The following is an 18,456-nucleotide window of genomic DNA, read 5'->3' as shown; positions in this document are numbered from 1 at the left end:
TCAGACCTCCGGCTTCAAAGACGTTTCGTGAGCGAAGCCATCATCGAATCCCACGCATCGGCCGCCGGATCAAGCGCGGTCGCTAGCGGCTCGAACTTCCTGCGCGTGACGGCGCGTGCCAGCTGGAACTGCACGGATTTCGCGGCCTCCGACAGCTTTCGCGCATGCTCGGCGGCCTCGCCGAACTCGGCTTGCGAATGCCAGACCAGATGATCGGCCAAGAGCTCGAAATTGGCGCCGAACTGGCGCAGCGTGTTGAAGGCATACTTGTGGAAGAAGCCGAAGGGACGCTCGGCAACCGCCTCGACCTGCTCCGGAAACACCGACGCGAAGGCGTGGATCGGGTTTTCGCGTGGGCGGCGGGCGAAATGCGAGGAGAGCAGCGCGCGGGAAACGCCGCGCGTCGTCTGCGGATCGACCGGTGTCGCCGGGAACTTGGCGAACTCCGTATAGGGCAGGAACTGCGGATCCTCGTCACGAAGATCAAGCTGGAACAGCCCGTCGAAATCCTCGCCCTCAAGCGAAAAGAAGCCGCCGTTATGGAAGTAGTCGACACGCTTGTTCGCGACATCCAGCCGGTTGATCGCAACCGTCGTCTTGCCGTGCTCCTGCCGGTAGGCGGTGCCCTGCGTGTCGGGCATGTAGAAGCTGTCCATCTCGATCAGGCAGAGACGGCCGCGCGCAATCTGCGTGGCGACGTGCCGCTCGACCTTGTCGAAGATCGCAAGCTCGGTGACCCTGATGCCGTAGAGCGCTTCCAGATCCTCGAGCGGCACCTTGAAGAAGGTGAACTGGTCGCCCTCGAAATCCTGGCCGAGCGTGAAGCCAAGCATCGCCTCGGGCGCGAGCCCGAGCGTGCTGAGCACCTCGATCCAGAGGTCGATATAGCAATTGGTCTCCGGCCACATGCGCTCCATGGAATGCAGCGCATGCGGGGAATAGCTGTCCGGGCTGATCCCCGGGAAGACGGATGCCATCGTTGCCCTCAGCCCCAGAGCGCCTGGCGCACGGAGGCCGGCCACAGCTTGACGTCGAGGCCGTGGTGATGGAACAGCGCCAGCGCGATGCGTTCCAGGCCGAAGCCGACGCAGGCCGTAAAGGCGACACTGCCGTCCTCGAGGTTCAGGCCCCACTTCTGGCCGAAGGAATCCTGATGGAAGTTGAAGCTCATGCAGGCCGTCGGATTGGCCGTCGAGGTGATCGGGATCAGGAGCTCGAACTTCAGGTTCTGGTCACGCTGGTTGTTGACCATCATCTTGCCGGCGCGGCCGAAGAACGGATCGTTGGCGACGTCGATGGTGACCTCGAGGCCGACGAGCTTCATCATCTCCAGACCGCGATCCATCCACTTCTGGCGGAAATCGGTGACATGCAGCTCGGTGCCCATGCAGACATATTCGCGCATGCGGAACAGCTGCTGGCGGGCCGGATCGCGCGACGGCTCATGGCGGAAGCAATAGGACTGCAGGTCGAACAGCGCGCCGTCCTTCGGCAGGTTGCCGCGGCGGGCAACCGTCGGGTAGAGCGGATAGCAGGCGGCCGGCGTCAGCACGATCTCGGTGGCTTCCTGGCCCTTGGTCCAGTCGTCGCCCACTTCCATGCACTGCAACAGGTTCATGTGGTCGAGCTCGTTGCCGCAGAAGCTGTGTACGGTGCCGGCCAGCTGCGGGAAGCTCTTCATGTAACCGCTTTTCTCGAAGATCTCGCGGTTCATGCCGGGCGGAAAGCGCATCGCTTCCGCGCCATCGGCGCCGCCGAAACGATCGATCAGGCGCTCGAAGGCGGCGATAACGTCCTCGAACTGGCCGCTGCGGCCATAAAGACCGTCGACGCCCATGTCGATCAGAAGGCCGGATTCGAAGAGCCGGTCCAGAAAGGAGGTCTGCATATCCATGTCGTTCACCCCAGTAGGCTAGTGTCCTGCTTGTGGACAAGGAGCATGCTCGACGTGTTGCCAAGGATGCGGTCGTTGGAAATCATCAATTGTGCGGAATGCGCGTCGCGCAGATGTCGTCCGAGGCTGAACGGCGTGCCGTTCTTGTAGCCCATGATGCCGCAGATCAGCATGGCGTGGTTGACGATCTCGAGGATCGTTTCCGACGATGCGATCTTGACGTTGTTCATCGCAACGGCGAAGGCCATGGACGACAGCTTGTCGGGATCGGCCTTGGCATCCTCGTAGGCCTTGAGGCCGGCGACGACGTTGGACTTCACCATCTGCAACAGGTTCGACACTTCGGCGAGACGCAGCGCGCCCGGAGGCGGAGCGCCCGGCGATTTGCGGGCGGCGGCGCGCACGAAAGCCTGCGCGCGCGAGAAGGCATCGATGGCGATGCCGTACCACACACCGCTCCAGAGCAGGTGCGAGGATGCCAGCATCGACTGCGCGGCGATTTCGGCGAAAGGCTTAGGCAGGATCTGGCTCGCCGGCGCTTCGCCCTTGAACAGGAAGCCGTCGGAGCAGGTGCCGCGCATGCCGAGCGTGTTCCAGGCATGCGTCTTTTCGAGCATGTACTGATCTTTCAGGAACGCCGTCAGAACCTGGTCCGATGGAGCGGCGTCCGCATGAGCGCGCGAGGTGATGAGGATCGCATCGGCGTGCGCGCCGTAGGAAATGACGGTCGCATCCTTTTCGAGACGGCAAACCCCGTCCTCGACGATGACGGCGCAGATGCTGTTGCGCAGATTGCCCCCGATGCCGCCTTCGGTCGTCGCCGATGCGATCAGCAGCTGTTCGGCCGCGATCCCTCGCATGAAATCGGCATGCCAAGCGCTTTCCGCTCCATGTTCGACGAGGCTGGAAAGCTTGATGTGGTGCATGGCGAAAACCATGGCGCTGGCGGCGCAGGCCTGGCCGAGCATCGAGCAGAGCTCGGCGATCTCGGTCGTGGTGGCGCTTTCGCCGCCGAGGCTGCGCGGGATCTGAATGCCGAGCAGGCGTTCCGCCTTCATCGCATCCACGGCTTCCCGCGGAAACCGGCCTTCAAAATCGACGGCGTCCGCGAATTTCGCCGCGACGGCGGCAACGCGGGCAGCCCTTGCCGCGAAACTGTCTTCCGTGATTTTGACCGGGAAGTTCATCAGGCGACCTTCCGGCTATCCTTGATCAGATCGACGGTCCGCGCGATGGCCGAGATGCTGGCGAAGGACTTGCGATTGAGGAGATTGTCCGGGAACTCGATATCGAAGGCGTCCTCGATGCCGAGCATCAGCTGCACCGATGCGAAGGAGGTGAGCCCTGCCGCGTAGAGATCGGCATCGTCGGCCACGGTGTCGATGGACACGGGCAGCTTGCCGAATTTCGCAAGCAGTTCGCGGATCGTTGTATTCATCCTCACATCTCCAAGCTGTCATAACCAGAGCGGGCGCTCATCGCCCTGTCATGGAGGTGCTTTTAAGGAGGAAAACCCAATATTCCGCTAAGGCACGTGGTTAAATCTGGCTCCGAAGAAAAGCTAAGAATTTAGCGTCTTCGTCCGATCAGTAGAGATAAAGCAAATCGGATCATTGCTTTGCGCAAAAAGCTTAAACAACGCTTGGCAAACACGCCGATGAGCGCAAGTGCTGAAATGAAACGAAGAACGGAACAGTCAAGCCCCGCGCGGCGGGTAGATATGCTCTTGTCCGTTGTAGTCGGAAACCGAATAGCAACCCTCCCCGGTTTTGCGGATCGAGCTCTCGCCGATCTCGGCTTTGCCGTATCCTCCGGGTATGTCCAGAATATAGGTCGGCTGGCACAATCCGGAGATCCGGCCGCGCAATGACGCGACGATCGCCTGCCCTTCTTCAATCGAGAGCCGGAAATGGCTGGTGCCGGGCGCGAGATCGGGGTGATGCAGGTAGTAGGGCTTCACACGGGTTTCGACGAAGGCCTTCATCAGCTCCGCCAGAACCGCGGGATCGTCATTGACGCCCTTGAGCAGCACCGACTGGCTGACCATGACGATGCCGGCATCGACGAGCCGGGCGCAGGCGGCGCGCGCCTCGGTCGTGAGCTCGCGCGGATGGTTCGCATGCAGCGCGACATAGACGGTCTTGCCGCTCGCCTTCAGCGCCTCAATCAACGCCGCATCGATCCTGTCAGGGTCAACGACCGGCACGCGGCTGTGAAAGCGCACGATCTTGACGTGATCGATATCGGCGAGCTGTTCGAGGATATCCCGCAGCCGGCGCGGCGACAGCACCAGCGGATCGCCGCCGGTGAGGATGACCTCCCAGATCGCGTCATGGTTCCGGATATAGTCGAAGGCGGCCGTCATCGCGGCCGGATCGAGCGTTCCCAGCCCCTGCGGCCCCACCATCTCGCGGCGAAAGCAGAAGCGGCAGTAGACGGGACAGACATGCACCGCCTTCAGAAGCACGCGATCGGGATAGCGGTGAACGATGCCCTCGACGGGACTGTGCGCGCGATCGCCGATCGGATCGGCCCGCTCTTCCGGCGTCATCAGGAGTTCAGCGGCATCGGGCACGAACTGGCGCGCGATCGGATCATTGACATCATCGCGGTCGATCAGTCGCGCCATGTCAGGCGTCACCGCGATCGCATAGCGTGCCGCGACCGCGTCCAGCGCCTCGCGGTCGCGATCGGCGATGAGCCCGGCGTCGGCGAGTTCGTCCACCGTCTTGATCGGCCGGGTGATCGTCACTGCCCATACTCCGCCACCGGCGCCCACAGCACCTGATCGATCCGCCGCGCGCCCGTCGCCAGCATCACCAGCCGGTCGAAGCCAAGCGCGATGCCGCTGGCATCAGGCATGATAGCGAGCGCGTCGAGCAGATCCTCGTCGATCGGATAGGTCTCGCCGTAGATCCGCTTTTTCTCCGCCATCTCGATCTCGAAGCGGCGGCGCTGCTCGACGGGATCGGTCAACTCACCGAACCCGTTCGCCAGTTCGACGCCGCAGGCATAGACCTCGAAGCGCTCGGCCACACGGGGATCGGCGGCCGATGGCCGCGCGAGCGCGGCTTCGCAGACCGGATATTCGTCGAGGATCGTCACCCGCCCCATGCCAAGATGCGGCTCGACCTTCTCGACCAGCACCCGGCTGAAAAGATCGGCCCACTGGTCATCCTCGGCGACACGCATGCCGTTGCGCCTCATCTCGTCAGCCAGGTGGTCACGGTCAGTCGAGCCATCGGCGCTGACCGAGGCCAGAAGATCGATATCGGCGTGACGGCGAAACGCCTCGGCGACGCTCAACCGCTCCGGCCCGGCGAAGGGATCGCAGGCCGCCTCGCGATAGCCGAGCATTGTCGTCTGCATGGTTTCGGCCGCAAGCGCTACGATGCGCACGCAGTCCATCATCAGGCTCTCGTAGCTTTCGCCGGTGCGATACCATTCGAGCATGGTGAACTCGGGATGATGCAGTGGCCCGCGCTCACGGTTGCGGTAGACATGCGCGAAGCAAGCAATGCGCTCCTCGCCGGCGGCCAGCAGCTTCTTGCAGGCGAATTCGGGCGAGGTGTGCAGATAAAACGGCGCCGCCTGCCCGTCCGTGGTCAGCGCCTCGGTGGCAAACGCATGCAGATGTGCCTCGTTGCCCGGCGACACCTGGAGCGTCGCCGTATCCACCTCGATGAAGTCCTCGCGGGCGAAATAGCCACGCAGAGCCGCCTGTATCCGGTTGCGTCCGATCAGGAACGGTCGGCGGTCGGCATGCACACTGGGCGTCCACCAGGGAGACGCTTTGGCGATCGAGGGTTTCATTCAATGCCGTCCTGACCGGATCAACCCACGCAAGGGCTGGCTATTTGCCGGATTTTAGGTTAGTTGCGCCCCCAAAGAACACCTGATTGCGTCTCCGGGGCCATTTCGACAGTCCTCTACGACGCCAAAAGCCGAGTTACAAGGAACTCTTATGGTCAAGGTCATCGCCTCTTCCGTCCGCAAGGGCAACGTCCTCGATGTGGACGGCAAGCTCTACGTCGTTCTGACGGCCAACAACTTCCACCCGGGCAAGGGCACGCCGGTCACCCAGGTCGACATGCGCCGCATCGTCGATGGCGTGAAGGTCTCCGAGCGCTGGCGCACGACCGAGCAGGTCGAGCGCGCCTTCGTGGAAGACGTCAACCACCAGTTCCTCTACGAGGACGGCGAAGGCTTCCACTTCATGAACCCGGAATCCTACGACCAGGTCGTCGTCGACAATGAGACCATGGGCGACCAGAAGGCCTACCTGCAGGAAGGCATGGTCTGCATCCTGTCGATGCACGAAGGTGTGGCGCTTGCCCTGCAACTGCCGCGCCACGTGACGCTCGAGATCACCGAGACCGAGCCGGTCGTCAAGGGCCAGACGGCATCGTCCTCCTACAAGCCGGCCATGCTGTCCAACGGCGTCCGCACCTCGGTGCCGCCGCACATCGACGCCGGCACCCGCGTCGTCATCGCGACCGAAGACAACTCCTACGTCGAGCGCGCCAAGAACTGACCCGGCGCCGACCGACCCAAGCTTCAAAGGCCGTATCGCTCCGCGATGCGGCCTTTTTCTTTGGCGTGGGGCGTCAAGCCGTGTAGGCTTCCGCCACGTCGAAAGGAGATCTGTATGTTCGCCTCGGATACTTCTCAAGAACTTCAAAACGAAAATGAATACAGGGCCGCATTGGCCGAGATCAGGCCGTACTTCGAAGGCGAACCTGACGAAGGGTCCGACGAAGCAACGCGTTTTCGCATGCTATTCATACTGATCGAAAATTACGAAGCAGAGCACTATCCCGCCGTGCCAGCAAAGGCGACTACGACCAGATAGGTCGCCCCCGATGGGCTTCATAGTGACAACAAAAAAGGCGCCGGAAACCCGACGCCTTTCTCGATCCGTGGACCTGATCGCTCAGGCCGAAGCCGTTAGCGCGGGCAACGCGCTTCGTAGCGGCGGCCGTAGCGGTCGCGGTAGACGCAGTAGCCGCGGCGTTCGACCGACTGGCCGATGAGCGCGCCGGCAAGACCACCGGCAACAGCGCCGACGGCCGCGCCGCCCCAGCTGTGGCTGACCGCGCCGCCGATGACCGCGCCGGTGCCGGCGCCGATTGCCGTGCCCTGTTCGGTGGCCGTGCAGGATGCCAGCGCGCCAACCAGAGCAGCGATGAGTACAATCTTCTTCATCATGACATTTCTCCCAGGTTTTTCGGGCGCTTAGATACGGCCCATGAGTACAAGAATGATAATAATGACGAGAACTAGCCCCAAACCGCCGGAAGGTCCATAGCCCCAGCTACGACTATAACCCCAATTTGGTAGGGCTCCGAGCAAAAGCAGAATGAGGATAATGAGTAGTATTGTTCCAAGCATGTCCCGTGACCTCAACGCACTTTAGGTTTGAATGAGCCAGAAACACCTAAGCCGGCTTTTGGTTCCGCCCATATGGTCCGACAGGGCAATATTTTTTTCGCGGGCAATCCGAAGCCGCCTGGCATGCCCGCGCGGACGCCGGGCCGGCGGCACATTTTCGCCTATGGTTAAAATTTCCATAAAATACAACAGGTTGTCGTGAACAAACCGGGAAGTCGATGACGTCGCTGATTCGTCTGCCGTTTGTTCCGGATTTGGTCGAGCCGGCTTCGAAACGGATCTTTTACGTTTCGGACGGAACCGATGTCGCACGACGAGCCGGCGAGTGCCATCGCTCCTATCCAACCGGACCAAAACGCGGACACACGCCATACGGGAATCATGAGATTCAGCATCTGGTGGGAAAAAGTGATTCAAAATCAATACTTAGCCGTGAACAAACACTGAATCATCTGGAGTCAGCGATTCGTCTCCGATTCGTTCTACTGCTGTTCCGAATCGCTATGCGAGCATTCCACAAGCTATTCGCGAAGCCTAAAATCCGCCGGTGAAATTCAAATCAGCCCTTGCGTTTGCACGAGCGGCTGTCCATTTGTTTGTCTGCTTCGGATCAGGAGCTTGGTTTTACCCCGGGGCACCCCCGCCCCGTCTGCAGGACAAAGACACTGACATCGCAGCCGATGATACTGAGTGGGCGCGGCGTGACCGCGGTGCTCGGTCCAACCAATACAGGCAAGACCCATTATGCCATCGAGCGGATGGTTGCCCACGGCACTGGCATCATCGGCCTGCCGCTGCGTCTGCTCGCGCGCGAGGTCTATACGCGTGTCTGCGAAAAGGTCGGCGTCCATAACGTGGCGCTGGTGACCGGCGAGGAGAAGATCTCGCCGCCGAATGCGCGCTACTCCGTCTGCACCGTCGAAGCCATGCCGCGCGAGACCAAGGCCGCCTTCGTTGCCATCGACGAAGTGCAGCTGGCCGGCGATCTCGAACGCGGGCACATCTTCACCGACCGTATCCTGCATCTGCGCGGCCGCGACGAGACGCTGCTGCTCGGCGCCGGCACCATGCGGCCGATCCTCCAGCATCTGCTTCCCGGTATTACCGTCGTCGAGCGCCCGCGCCTGTCGCACCTGCTCTACGCCGGCCAGAAGAAGATCACCCGCCTGCCGCAGCGCTCCGCCATCGTCGCCTTTTCCGCCGACGAGGTCTATGCGATCGCCGAGCTCATCCGCCGCCAGCGCGGTGGGGCGGCCGTCGTTCTCGGAGCATTGAGCCCGCGCACCCGCAACGCTCAGGTGGCGCTCTACCAGGCCGGCGACGTCGAATATCTGGTGGCGACGGACGCGATCGGCATGGGGCTCAATCTCGATGTCGACCATGTCGCCTTCGCCCAGGACCGCAAGTTCGACGGCTACCAGTTCCGCAACCTCAATCCCGCCGAGCTCGCCCAGATCGCCGGTCGCGCCGGACGCCACCTGCGCGACGGCACTTTTGGCGTGACGGGCCATGTCGATCCGTTCGACGAGGAGCTGGTCGGCCGCATCGAGGGCCACCACTTCGACAACGTCAAGGTGCTGCAGTGGCGCACCACGGACCTCGATTTCAAGTCGATCCAGACGCTACGCGCCAGCCTTGAAACCGGGCCGCGCGTGCTCGGCCTGACGCGCGCCCTGCCGGCGGTGGACCAGCAGGCGCTCGAGCAGCTGTCACGCTATCCCGAGATCCGCGATCTGGCCGACACCCCGGCAAGGGTCGAAAAGCTGTGGGAGGCCTGCGCGCTGCCGGACTATCGGCGCATTACGCCGGCCCAGCACGCCGATCTGATCGCCACCCTCTTTTCCGATCTCGTGCGCTATGGCACGGTAAATGAGAATTTCCTTGCCGAGCAAGTGCACCGCGCGGATCGAACTGACGGTGAAATTGACACGCTTTCGGCGCGAATCGCGCAGATAAGAACGTGGACCTATGTATCGAATCGGCCCAGCTGGCTTGCCGATCCGACACACTGGCAGGAAAAGACGCGGGAAATCGAAGATCGATTGTCCGATGCGTTACATGAAAGGTTGACGAAACGCTTTGTTGATCGCAGGACATCTGTGCTCATGAAGCGCCTGAGAGAGAATGCGATGCTGGAAGCTGAAATCAGTGTAAATGGCGATGTCTTCGTAGAAGGACATCATGTGGGGCAGTTGTCCGGTTTCCGGTTCACGCCTGTATCGGGAGCGGATGGTCCGGACGCGAAGGCTGTCCAGGCTGCTTCGCAAAAGGCGCTTGCTTTGGAATTCGAAGCCCGCGCGGCGCGTATTCACGCGTCCGGCAACGGCGATCTCGCGATCGGCTCCGACGGTTCGATCCGTTGGCTCGGCGATCCCGTGGCGCGTCTGGCGGGCACCGAGCATATCATGCGTCCGCGCGTGATCCTGCTTGCCGACGAGCAGCTGACCGGCAATGCGCGCGACCACGTCGCCGCCCGCCTGGAGCGCTTCGTCAATCACCACATCTCGACCGTGCTGAAGCCGCTCGACGATCTGTCGCGCGCCGAAGACCTGCAGGGCCTCGCCAAGGGCCTCGCCTTCCAGCTGGTGGAAAATCTCGGCGTGCTTTTCCGTCGCGACGTGACCGAAGAGGTCAAGTCGCTCGATCAGGACGCCCGCGCCTCGATGCGCCGCTACGGCGTTCGCTTCGGCGCCTATCATATCTTCGTTCCTGCCCTGCTGAAGCCGGCTCCGGCCGAGCTCATCACGCTGCTCTGGGGGCTGAAGAACGACGGTCTCGACAAGCCGGGCTACGGCGACCTCATTCCGGTTCTTGCCGCCGGCCGTACCTCTGTCGTCACCGATCCGAGCTACGAGCGCAATTTCTACAAGCTGGCGGGCTTCCGCTTCCTTGGAAAGCGCGCCGTTCGCGTCGATATCCTCGAGCGCCTCGCCGACATCATCCGTCCGCTGCTGCAGTGGAAACCGGGTCAGCCGAACCGTCCCGAGGGGGCCTATGACGGCCGCCGCTTCACCACGACGACCGCGATGCTCTCCATTCTCGGCGCCACGCTGGAGGACATGGAAGAAATCCTGAAGGGCCTCGGCTACCGCGCCGACGCCGTGAAGGCCGAGGAAGCCGCGACCTACCTGGCGACGCAGGACGCCGCCGCGACGCCTGCCGCGGCAGCTACGACGGAAGCAACCGCTGACGCCGCCGCTGAAACGGCCGAGCACGACGACGCCGACAGCGCCTCCGCTGACGAAACGGCTGCCGAAGCACCTGCTGCTGAACCCCCCGAAGCGCCAGCCGCTGAGGCACCAGTTGCTGAAGCGACCGCGACGGAAGCCTCCGCCGAGGCTGCGCCTGCAGCTGAAGCGCCGGCCGCCGAAGCCGAAGAGCCGAAGCCGGTCCTGCTGTGGCGCCTTGGCGGCCGCACCGACAACAACCAGCGCCAGGCACGCGGCCATGGCGAGCGCCGTGGCGGCGAACGCCAGGGTGACCGTCAGGAGCGTGGTGAACGCCAGGGCGATCGTCAGGATCGCGGCCACGGCAATCGTCGCCAGGGCGGCGAAGGCGAGAACCGCGACGGCAACCGTCAGAACCGTGGCAAGGACGGCGGCAAGCCGCACCAGGGCCGCAACGACCAGCGCGGCGACCGCCAGGACCGCGGCGGCGATCGGAAGGGTCGTGACGACCGCAACAACAACCGTGGCGGCTCCCAGCCGCTGCGCTTCGAGGCGAAGCCCCCGCGCAAGGAAAAGCCGGTCGATCCGGATCTGCCCTTCGCCAAGCTCGCTGCCTTGAAGGAGCAGATGAAGAAGTAATCCATGAGCGAGAAGACACAGCCATCGAGCGGTTCGCGCCAGCGCATCGACAAGTGGCTGTTCTTCACGCGCATGATCAAGTCGCGCTCGCTGGCGCAGGCCCATGTCCAATCGGGGCATGTGCGCATCAACGGCGAGCGCGTTTCCCAGCCAAGCCACCAGATCAAGACCGGCGACAGGATCGAGCTCTCGCTCGACCGGCGCGAGCTCGTTCTCATCGTCAAGTCCGGTGGCGCGCGGCGCGGCCCTTTCGAGGAGGCGCGCCTCCTCTACGACGACATTTCGCCCTCGCCGGAAGACCGCAAGCGGCTGACGCCCTACGAGCAGGCGACCCGCGACACCGGCTCGGGACGACCGACCAAGAAAGAGCGCCGCGCAATCGACCGCCTGATGTCCGACGACGATTAGAAAATCCGTCTCCAAACTCGGCGCTTTCGCGCTTTCTTTATCCTTGAAATCCGGCGGTAAAGCCGATACTTCACAAGCAACTTGCCGGATGGCATGGCGGTTCCCGAGACTGCTCACGTCCTTCTCCGGCCAGGGGAAAGGCGCGACGTTCCAGGTTGCCCGGCCCCGTCTGCGTGAAAATCCTGGAGTTCCTCATGACCTATGTCGTGACCGACAACTGCATTCGCTGCAAATACACCGATTGCGTCGAAGTATGCCCTGTTGATTGCTTCTATGAAGGCGAGAATTTCCTCGCGATCAATCCCGACGAGTGCATCGATTGCGGCGTGTGCGAGCCGGAATGTCCCGCCGAGGCGATCAAGCCGGACACCGAACCGGGCCTCGACAAGTGGCTGAAGATCAATGCCGAGTTCGCCAGCATCTGGCCCAACATCACCGTCAAGAAGGACGCGATGGAAGGTGCCAAGGACGTGGACGGCGAGACCGGAAAATTCGAGAAATACTTCTCCGAAAAGCCCGGCGCCGGCGACTGATCGACCGATGATACTATAGTCTGAGACAACGCCGGATCTCGGCCGATCTCATGGCGGATATGCATGACTTATGGGGGCGACATGTGTTGCCCGCATGACTCACGCGCAGTAAATTATTGATTTCCTCATATTTTTGTGGTAACTTTCACACACTGTTCCTTTTGCGGCATCAAGGATGCCCCAAACCACCACGAAAGCAAACAAATCCAAGCGCGATTTCCGTGACATATCATGATCTTGAGCTGTCACGCCCCAAGATTGCGTGTCTGAATATGCTTGCTTCTTCCCGGTGGGACCAGAAGTAAAGTCACCCGACGGATCCGACCGTCTCATCCGGGCCTGACTGACCCGGCTCCGGCCTTGGCCGGAAGCGTAACAGGGAGTTTTTGACAAGAATGACGATCCAGCAGAAAAAGCCTTCAGCAGCCCGCCATGGTTTCAAGACCGGTGAATCGATCGTGTACCCCGCTCATGGCGTCGGTACCATCAGCGCCATCGAAGAGCAAGAAGTTGCCGGGATGAAGCTCGAACTTTTCGTTATCGATTTCGAGAAGGACAAGATGCGCCTGAAAGTGCCGGTCGCAAAGGCCATGAGCATTGGCATGCGCAAGCTTTCCGAGACGGATTTCGTCGAGCGTGCTTTGAAGGTCGTGCAGGGCAAGGCGCGCGTCAAGCGCACCATGTGGTCCCGTCGCGCGCAGGAATACGATGCCAAGATCAACTCCGGCGACCTGATCTCGATCGCTGAAGTCGTTCGCGATCTCTATCGTGCCGAAAACCAGCCGGAACAGTCCTATTCCGAACGCCAGCTTTACGAAGCGGCGCTTGACCGCATGGCGCGCGAAATCGCCGCCGTCAACAAGCTCTCGGAAACCGAAGCCGTCCGTCTCGTCGAAACGAACCTGAACAAGGGTCCGAAGCGCGGCAAGGCTGTCGAGGAAGACGAAGCAGAAGAGGAAGAAGCAGCCTGATCTCGGGCTTTCTTCCCACCAAAAAACCCGGCCATCGTGCCGGGTTTTTTATTGGAACCTTTTCCACGGTCGCGCGTTTACACACTGTCACCACGGACTTCCGGGAGAAAGCAATTTCGCTGGAGGTCCGGTTTTCATGTCAGGATGCGACGAGGAGCGGATCATGCCTTCCACAAATTGCCGATTTGGCAACGTGAAGAAAACGATCTGGCCCCGCGGCATAACCAGCACATAGCAGTAACTAGGGCCTCTCTCTGAGACGTCCAGAGTTCGAGGCTTTCATATCTTCAAGCCATGAATTTGATCCGGTCAGCAATGTCCGGAAGCAAGCCTTGTTTGCCCTTTTTCGGGGCTAAAAGCCTGAGCTCAGGAGACCGATATGAAGAACATGTCTGCAGACCGGCGCATGATCAAGATCGCCATGGCGGCTCCCTATCTTGCCCGCGAGGAAGAACATGACCTCGCCGTGCGCTGGAAGCACAATGACGACCGCGGGGCGCGCAACCAGATCGCAATGGCCCATATGCGCCTCGTCATTTCGATGGCCGCGAAATTCCGCAACTTCGGGCTTCCCATGAGCGACCTCGTCCAGGAAGGCTATGTCGGCCTCCTGGAGGCCGCCGCCCGTTTCGAGCCGGAGCGCGACGTGCGCTTCTCCACCTATGCAAGCTGGTGGATCCGCGCATCCATCCAGGATTACATCCTGCGCAACTGGTCGATCGTGCGTGGCGGCACCAGTTCGGCCCAGAAGGCGCTGTTCTTCAATCTGCGCCGCCTGCGCGCCAAGCTGGCCAAGGGCGATACGCAGTTGACGCTGCAGTCGATCCATCAGGAAATCGCGGCGGCACTCGGCGTCAGCCTCTCCGACGTGCAGACCATGGATGCCCGCCTTTCCGGCAACGACGCCTCTTTGCAGGCGCCGTCCGTCTCGGGCGATGCCGATAGCGCCGAGAAGATGGATTTCCTCGTCAGCAACGAGCCGTTGCCCGACGAACAGGTCACCAACATGATCGACGGTGAACGCCGCCGGGTGTGGCTTGCCTCCGCGCTTACCCATCTCAACGAACGCGAGATGAAGATCATCAGCGCCCGCCGGCTTGCCGAGGATGGCGCGACGCTGGAAGAACTCGGCGCCGACCTTGGCATCTCCAAGGAGCGCGTCCGCCAGATCGAAAGTCGCGCCATGGAAAAACTCAGGACAGCGCTGGTCAGCGCCGACCCGTACATGGCCGCGAACTAACCCCCGATTACTCCGAGATTACTCCCCCAGTGATGTAACTGGCCCGGCGCAAGCCGGGCCTTTTTTTATTCCGAGATGATTTTGACGCGGTCGCCGGGTGCGACGGAGGCGCCGGTTGGCAGGGCGTTGATCAGCTTGAACAGATCGAGCTTGCGGTCCGTTCCCATCATCCGCGCCGCCAGCGTGGTGATGTTGTCGCCCGGCTGCACCGTCAGCACCCGGACCCTGAGCGGCTTCAGCGACGCGGCCTCGGCCGGCGTCATGCGCCGGAAGCTGGAGCGCAGCACGTCGGCGGTCGATTGCAGCGCGGCGCTCCCCTTCGGCACGGCAGTGAGGAAGCGGAAGATCTGCGCATTGTTGCGCACGACCGTGACGTCGAAATCCCAGCGATCGGCGCTCGCCCGCGCGGTGGCGGCCTCCATCCCGTTGACGGTGATCTGCCGGATGGTCGACGGATCGAGCCCGGTCACCCAGCCGCTCGAGATGTAGTTGGTCAGCGACTGGGTCTGGTTGTCGGCCACCCCGTCGAAACGGATGGCGATGTCGCCGGGACCGGTCGCCATCACGGCCTCGACCTTGTTGTCGATCTTGAAGTCGGGCGGCACGTCGAAGCGGATGCCGAGACCGCCATGCAGGAAGGTCTGGCCGCGAACATAGCCCTCTTCCGGGCTGTCGCCGTAGAGCAGGCCATCGATGCCGTCGAGATAGTATCCGCGCCCGGTATCGCCGACCTTGCCCTCCTGGCCGAAGGCGCGGGCGTGGCCGCGCGCGAGCTCGATGCGCTGCCCCGAGTTCGGATGGCTCGACAGGAAGTCCAGGCTCTGGTCGGCATCGGGATCGACGGACATGAAACGGCTGTAACCGGCCATGGAATCGAGGAAGCGGCTGGCCGCATAGGGATCGTAGCCCGCTTCGCCGAGCATGCGCACGCCGATGACGTCCGCCTGCAACTCCTGTTGCCGCGAGAAGGCGGCAAGACGCAGCTTGCCGCGCGCCAGCGCCTGCTTGCCGGCGATATCGCTCGACAGCACTTCGGCGACGACGCGGCTGGCGATCACTTCCGCCTCTTCGCGTTTTTGCCGCTCGATGCCGTGATTGGCCGTGACGTGGCCCATTTCGTGCGAAAGCACCGCCGCCACTTCCGAGGCGTCGTTGGCGAGCGCCAGAAGCCCGCGGGTGACGTAGAGATAGCCGCCCGGAAGCGCGAACGCGTTGATCGCCGGCGAATTCAGGATGGTGATGCGGTAGGACTGGCTCGGATTTTCCGACACCGCCGTCAGCGCGCCGGCAATGCGCGCCACCAGCCGCTCGGTCTTCGCATCCTTGTATTCGCCGCCATAGCTCGCGACGATACGCGGATGTTCGCGCGCGCCCATCGCCGCGCGCGGATCGTTCTTCTGCACCTCGTCGACGATCTGCGGATTGGACGAAGGGCCGACACTGGGTTGATAGGATTGTTCGAGCGCCGACTGGCAGCCGTAGAGCGCCACGGTGGAGACGGACAGGATCGACGCCAGCCGCGCCCAGCGGCACGCTGCGAAGAACACATCACTGGAAGGCGCGGGCAGTTTCCACGTCGTCATGCGGTCCAGTCTGGCTCTCCGAGTCATCGTGCTTCTCGGCCGGCTCGCCGTCATCGCGCCCCGGTCGTCTTCATCAAGGTTCAACAGGCGTACGCCCCCGTTTCCGCAATGCACAATCGAGGGCCCAAGCCTTTGCTTTAGCTGATTTCCGCATCGGTTGCATAGCGAGACTCTGCCTAATTATGGCGGCTTTATACTTTAGCAAGCCTAACGTGGTTAAGGAGTTCTCTGGGTCGCCGCAAATTATGGCGAAAGTGCCGTTGTGTTGTTAAGATTCGTCGATCCGTAGAAATTGCCGCAGCGCCGCATTGTCCTCGCCGGTCGAAAAACGCTCGATCGGCGCGGCCACGGCGACCCTCCCATGATCGATGAAAATCGCATAGTCGGCGATCCGCCTGATCTCGTCGGCGTCGTGCGATACGATCACGACCGTATTGCCAGTGTCGCGGTGCATGGCCAGAAGCAGCCCCGCCATGTCGCGGCGCAGGCTCGGATCGAGCGCGGCGAAGGGCTCGTCGAGCAACAGGATGGGCCGCTCGCGCACCAGCGCCCGCGCGAACGCCACCCTCTGCCGCTCGCCGCCCGACAGCGTCGCCGGCATCCGCTTCTCGAAGCCTGCCAGACCGACCTTCGCCAGCGCCGACGCGATGGCGTGCCGATCGGTATCGCCGAGCTTCAGTGCCGGATGGATGCCGAGCCCGATATTGGTGAAGACGTCGAGATGCGCGAAGAGGTTGTTGTCCTGAAACACCAGCGACACGGGACGCTCGGCCGGATGCTGGCGACCGATATCTTTCCCGCGGAACAGGATCCGCCCGCCATCCGCCGTGTCGAAACCGGCCAGCAGATTGAGGAAGGTCGATTTTCCGGCACCCGATGCGCCCGTGACGCCGATAACGGCGCCGTCCGGCAGCGCGCAATCGAACAGGAAACCATTCTGGCCAAGCCGCAGCGTCACGCCGCGCATCTCGATGGCATCAGTCATGCGATAGCGCCTCCCGCTTCGGTTCATCCGCCACCCCCGAGCCCATCGTGCCCGAAATCGTCAGCAACAGGCAGATCACGCCGAGGATCAGCGCCAGCCCGTCCGCGTCGTTGGTGCGATAGCTCCCGAGACTGGAATAGACCAGCCACGGCAGCGTCACGAAACTATCCGAACCGAACAGCGCCACGGCGCCAAGATCGCCCAGCGACAGTGCCATGGCAAAGGACAGCGCCGTCAGCACCGGCTTGCGCAGGTCGGGCCATGAGATCAGCCGCAGCTTGGCGAGGCCGGAGATGCCGAGGCTGGCGCTCAGCCGCTGCGTGCGGCGCTGGTGGATTGCATAGGCCGGCTCCAGCACCCTGACGACGAAGGGCATCGCCATCAGCGCATTGATGGCGACGACGAGCACTGGCGCCACGACATTGACATCGCCGACATCGCGCGCCGCCAGGAACCATCCCGTGGCGAGAACGATGGGCGGAAAGAGCAGCACGAGCGACGACGCGGCCCCCATGGCGGCGAAGAAGGATCGTGCGCCGCGACGCGCGCGACGTTCAAGCGAGAGCGTATGGCGCGCGCGCACGAGCGGCATCGACAAAATGAGCGACAGCAGCGCCGATGCGAGCGCCATGACGCCGCTGGTGGCAAGCGCCCGCCAGAAGATCGCTTCGCCGACGAGCTTCGCCAGATCGGCGCGCAGGCCGGCGACGACGATGAAGAGCAGCGGCAGCCCGAGAAACAGCACCGCCAGCATGAGAAGCGCGCGATCCGCGATCCGCGCGCCGAACAGGGCGCCATCGGGCCGCCGGATCGTGCGACCCGCGGTCAGCCCCGCATCTCCTGATGCCGGCAAAAGCGACAGGATGCCGAGCACCACCGCCGTCAGCGCGATCTGCAGCAGCGACAGGGCCACCGCGCGACCGGGTTCGAAATCGAAGCGCAGCGACTGGTAGATCGCCACCTCGATCGTGGTCGCCGCCGGTCCTCCGCCAAGCATCAGCACCAGCGTGAAACTGGTGGCGCAGAGCATGAAGATCAGTCCGGCCACGCCAGGGACGACCGAGCGCAGCACCGGCCATTCAATGAAGCGGAAGACGGACACCGGCCGCATGCCGAGCCCGCTCGCCACCAGCCAGTATTCGCCCGGCACCCGCTCCAGCGCCGCCAGCATCAGCCGGCAGGCAAGCGGCAGATTGAAGAAGACATGCGCAAGCAGAATGCCCGACAGACCATAAATGCTGACGGGCTGATCGACGCCCGCCCATGACAGCATCGTGTTGACGACGCCCTGCCGACCCCAGATGCCGATCAGGCCGAGCGCGCCGATCAGCACCGGCAGCCCCATCGGCACCGCCATCAGCCGGATGATCCAGATGCGGCCGATAAATCGCGGTTGCCGCGCCAGCGCCCGCGCAACCGGAATGGCCAGCACGACAGACAGCAGCGTCGAGAGCGCCGCCTGCAGAAGCGTGAAGCGCAGGACACGCAGGATGTATGGATCGGAAAGGATCGACCCCAGAGGCATGCCATCGGTGGAGATCAGCAGCGACAGCGTCGCGACCGTCACGAAGACGAGGATGCCGGCGAGGCTGAGCGCCCCGCCGACCAGCGCATATCGTCTTTCGGACGGCGCAAGAAGCATCAG

At 62.7% G+C, this 18,456-nt stretch carries 18 protein-coding genes; 7 read left to right on the top strand and 11 right to left on the bottom strand.

Translation table 11 applies throughout. The features are described from left to right. Positions 1 to 14 precede the first annotated feature (14 nt). From P3R82_RS26540 to epmA, 6 genes are all read right to left on the bottom strand, one after another. Positions 15 to 995, bottom strand: coding sequence for a DUF1839 family protein (locus tag P3R82_RS26540; RefSeq protein ID WP_283196428.1), 981 nt, complete (start codon positions 993 to 995; stop codon positions 15 to 17). Beyond that, positions 986 to 1,894: an amino acid--[acyl-carrier-protein] ligase gene (locus P3R82_RS26535; protein WP_113197578.1), complete on the bottom strand. Its 909-nt coding sequence runs from the start codon at positions 1,892 to 1,894 to the stop codon at positions 986 to 988. The genes P3R82_RS26540 and P3R82_RS26535 overlap by 10 nt, the downstream gene beginning before the upstream one ends. 5 nt (positions 1,895 to 1,899) lie before the next feature. Next, complete coding sequence (locus P3R82_RS26530; RefSeq protein ID WP_283195937.1) at positions 1,900 to 3,081, bottom strand: acyl-CoA dehydrogenase family protein; 1,182 nt, start codon at positions 3,079 to 3,081, stop codon at positions 1,900 to 1,902. Continuing rightward, positions 3,081 to 3,332, bottom strand: coding sequence for an acyl carrier protein (locus P3R82_RS26525; RefSeq protein WP_183899944.1), 252 nt, complete (start codon positions 3,330 to 3,332; stop codon positions 3,081 to 3,083). The genes P3R82_RS26530 and P3R82_RS26525 overlap by 1 nt, the downstream gene beginning before the upstream one ends. Positions 3,333 to 3,590: 258 nt before the next feature. Next, positions 3,591 to 4,646: a lysine-2,3-aminomutase-like protein gene (locus P3R82_RS26520; RefSeq protein ID WP_283195936.1), complete on the bottom strand. Its 1,056-nt coding sequence runs from the start codon at positions 4,644 to 4,646 to the stop codon at positions 3,591 to 3,593. Beyond that, positions 4,643 to 5,707, bottom strand: a complete 1,065-nt coding sequence (epmA, locus tag P3R82_RS26515; protein WP_283195935.1) for an EF-P lysine aminoacylase EpmA — start codon at positions 5,705 to 5,707, stop codon at positions 4,643 to 4,645. Before epmA ends, P3R82_RS26520 begins: the two co-directional genes overlap by 4 nt. A gap of 151 nt (positions 5,708 to 5,858) precedes the next feature. On the opposite strand from epmA, the gene efp reads away from it, so the two are divergent. Together efp and P3R82_RS26505 are read left to right on the top strand one after the other, a co-directional pair. Next, positions 5,859 to 6,428: an elongation factor P gene (gene efp, locus P3R82_RS26510; protein ID WP_112982824.1), complete on the top strand. Its 570-nt coding sequence runs from the start codon at positions 5,859 to 5,861 to the stop codon at positions 6,426 to 6,428. A gap of 114 nt (positions 6,429 to 6,542) precedes the next feature. Next, entirely contained in the window at positions 6,543 to 6,746 is a 204-nt protein-coding gene (locus P3R82_RS26505; RefSeq protein WP_283195934.1) for a hypothetical protein, read from the top strand. A gap of 95 nt (positions 6,747 to 6,841) precedes the next feature. On the opposite strand, the gene P3R82_RS26500 is transcribed toward P3R82_RS26505, so the two are convergent. After that, positions 6,842 to 7,102: a YMGG-like glycine zipper-containing protein gene (locus P3R82_RS26500; RefSeq protein WP_283195933.1), complete on the bottom strand. Its 261-nt coding sequence runs from the start codon at positions 7,100 to 7,102 to the stop codon at positions 6,842 to 6,844. Positions 7,103 to 7,129: 27 nt separating this feature from the next. Further along, on the bottom strand, positions 7,130 to 7,285 hold the full coding sequence (locus P3R82_RS26495; RefSeq protein WP_081619995.1) for a DUF3309 family protein: 156 nt from the start codon (positions 7,283 to 7,285) through the stop codon (positions 7,130 to 7,132). Positions 7,286 to 7,965: 680 nt separating this feature from the next. Here P3R82_RS26495 and P3R82_RS26490 point away from each other — a divergent pair. The 5 genes from P3R82_RS26490 (at position 7,966) to P3R82_RS26470 (ending at position 14,243) form a co-directional block, all read left to right on the top strand. Further along, on the top strand, positions 7,966 to 11,091 hold the full coding sequence (locus tag P3R82_RS26490) for a helicase-related protein (RefSeq protein WP_283195932.1): 3,126 nt from the start codon (positions 7,966 to 7,968) through the stop codon (positions 11,089 to 11,091). 3 nt (positions 11,092 to 11,094) lie between these two features. Further along, positions 11,095 to 11,499, top strand: coding sequence for an RNA-binding S4 domain-containing protein (locus P3R82_RS26485; protein WP_283195931.1), 405 nt, complete (start codon positions 11,095 to 11,097; stop codon positions 11,497 to 11,499). Between the two features lie 194 nt (positions 11,500 to 11,693). Further along, positions 11,694 to 12,032 (top strand): ferredoxin FdxA, encoded by a 339-nt coding sequence (gene fdxA, locus P3R82_RS26480; RefSeq protein WP_283195930.1) that lies wholly within the window; start codon positions 11,694 to 11,696, stop codon positions 12,030 to 12,032. A 395-nt stretch (positions 12,033 to 12,427) separates the two neighbouring features. After that, positions 12,428 to 13,003: a CarD family transcriptional regulator gene (locus P3R82_RS26475; RefSeq protein WP_018901867.1), complete on the top strand. Its 576-nt coding sequence runs from the start codon at positions 12,428 to 12,430 to the stop codon at positions 13,001 to 13,003. A gap of 379 nt (positions 13,004 to 13,382) precedes the next feature. After that, positions 13,383 to 14,243 (top strand): RNA polymerase factor sigma-32, encoded by an 861-nt coding sequence (locus P3R82_RS26470; protein WP_183899952.1) that lies wholly within the window; start codon positions 13,383 to 13,385, stop codon positions 14,241 to 14,243. A gap of 65 nt (positions 14,244 to 14,308) precedes the next feature. Here the strand turns inward: P3R82_RS26470 and P3R82_RS26465 are convergent, their stop codons facing one another. The 3 genes from P3R82_RS26465 to thiP all read right to left on the bottom strand — a co-directional run bounded on the left by P3R82_RS26465 (position 14,309) and on the right by thiP (position 18,453). Continuing rightward, complete coding sequence (locus P3R82_RS26465; protein ID WP_283195929.1) at positions 14,309 to 15,853, bottom strand: M48 family metalloprotease; 1,545 nt, start codon at positions 15,851 to 15,853, stop codon at positions 14,309 to 14,311. 241 nt (positions 15,854 to 16,094) lie between these two features. Next, positions 16,095 to 16,811, bottom strand: a complete 717-nt coding sequence (locus P3R82_RS26460) for an ATP-binding cassette domain-containing protein (protein WP_283195928.1) — start codon at positions 16,809 to 16,811, stop codon at positions 16,095 to 16,097. Continuing rightward, the gene (gene thiP / locus P3R82_RS26455) at positions 16,804 to 18,453 is read right to left on the bottom strand and encodes a thiamine/thiamine pyrophosphate ABC transporter permease ThiP (protein WP_283195927.1); all 1,650 of its coding nucleotides are present in this window, start codon (positions 18,451 to 18,453) and stop codon (positions 16,804 to 16,806) included. The genes P3R82_RS26460 and thiP overlap by 8 nt, the downstream gene beginning before the upstream one ends. Positions 18,454 to 18,456 lie beyond the last annotated feature (3 nt).

This window comes from Rhizobium sp. AN80A, from assembly GCF_030053015.1.
Taxonomy (GTDB): domain Bacteria; phylum Pseudomonadota; class Alphaproteobacteria; order Rhizobiales; family Rhizobiaceae; genus Rhizobium; species Rhizobium metallidurans.
This window is presented reverse-complemented; position numbering and strand designations above follow the sequence as displayed.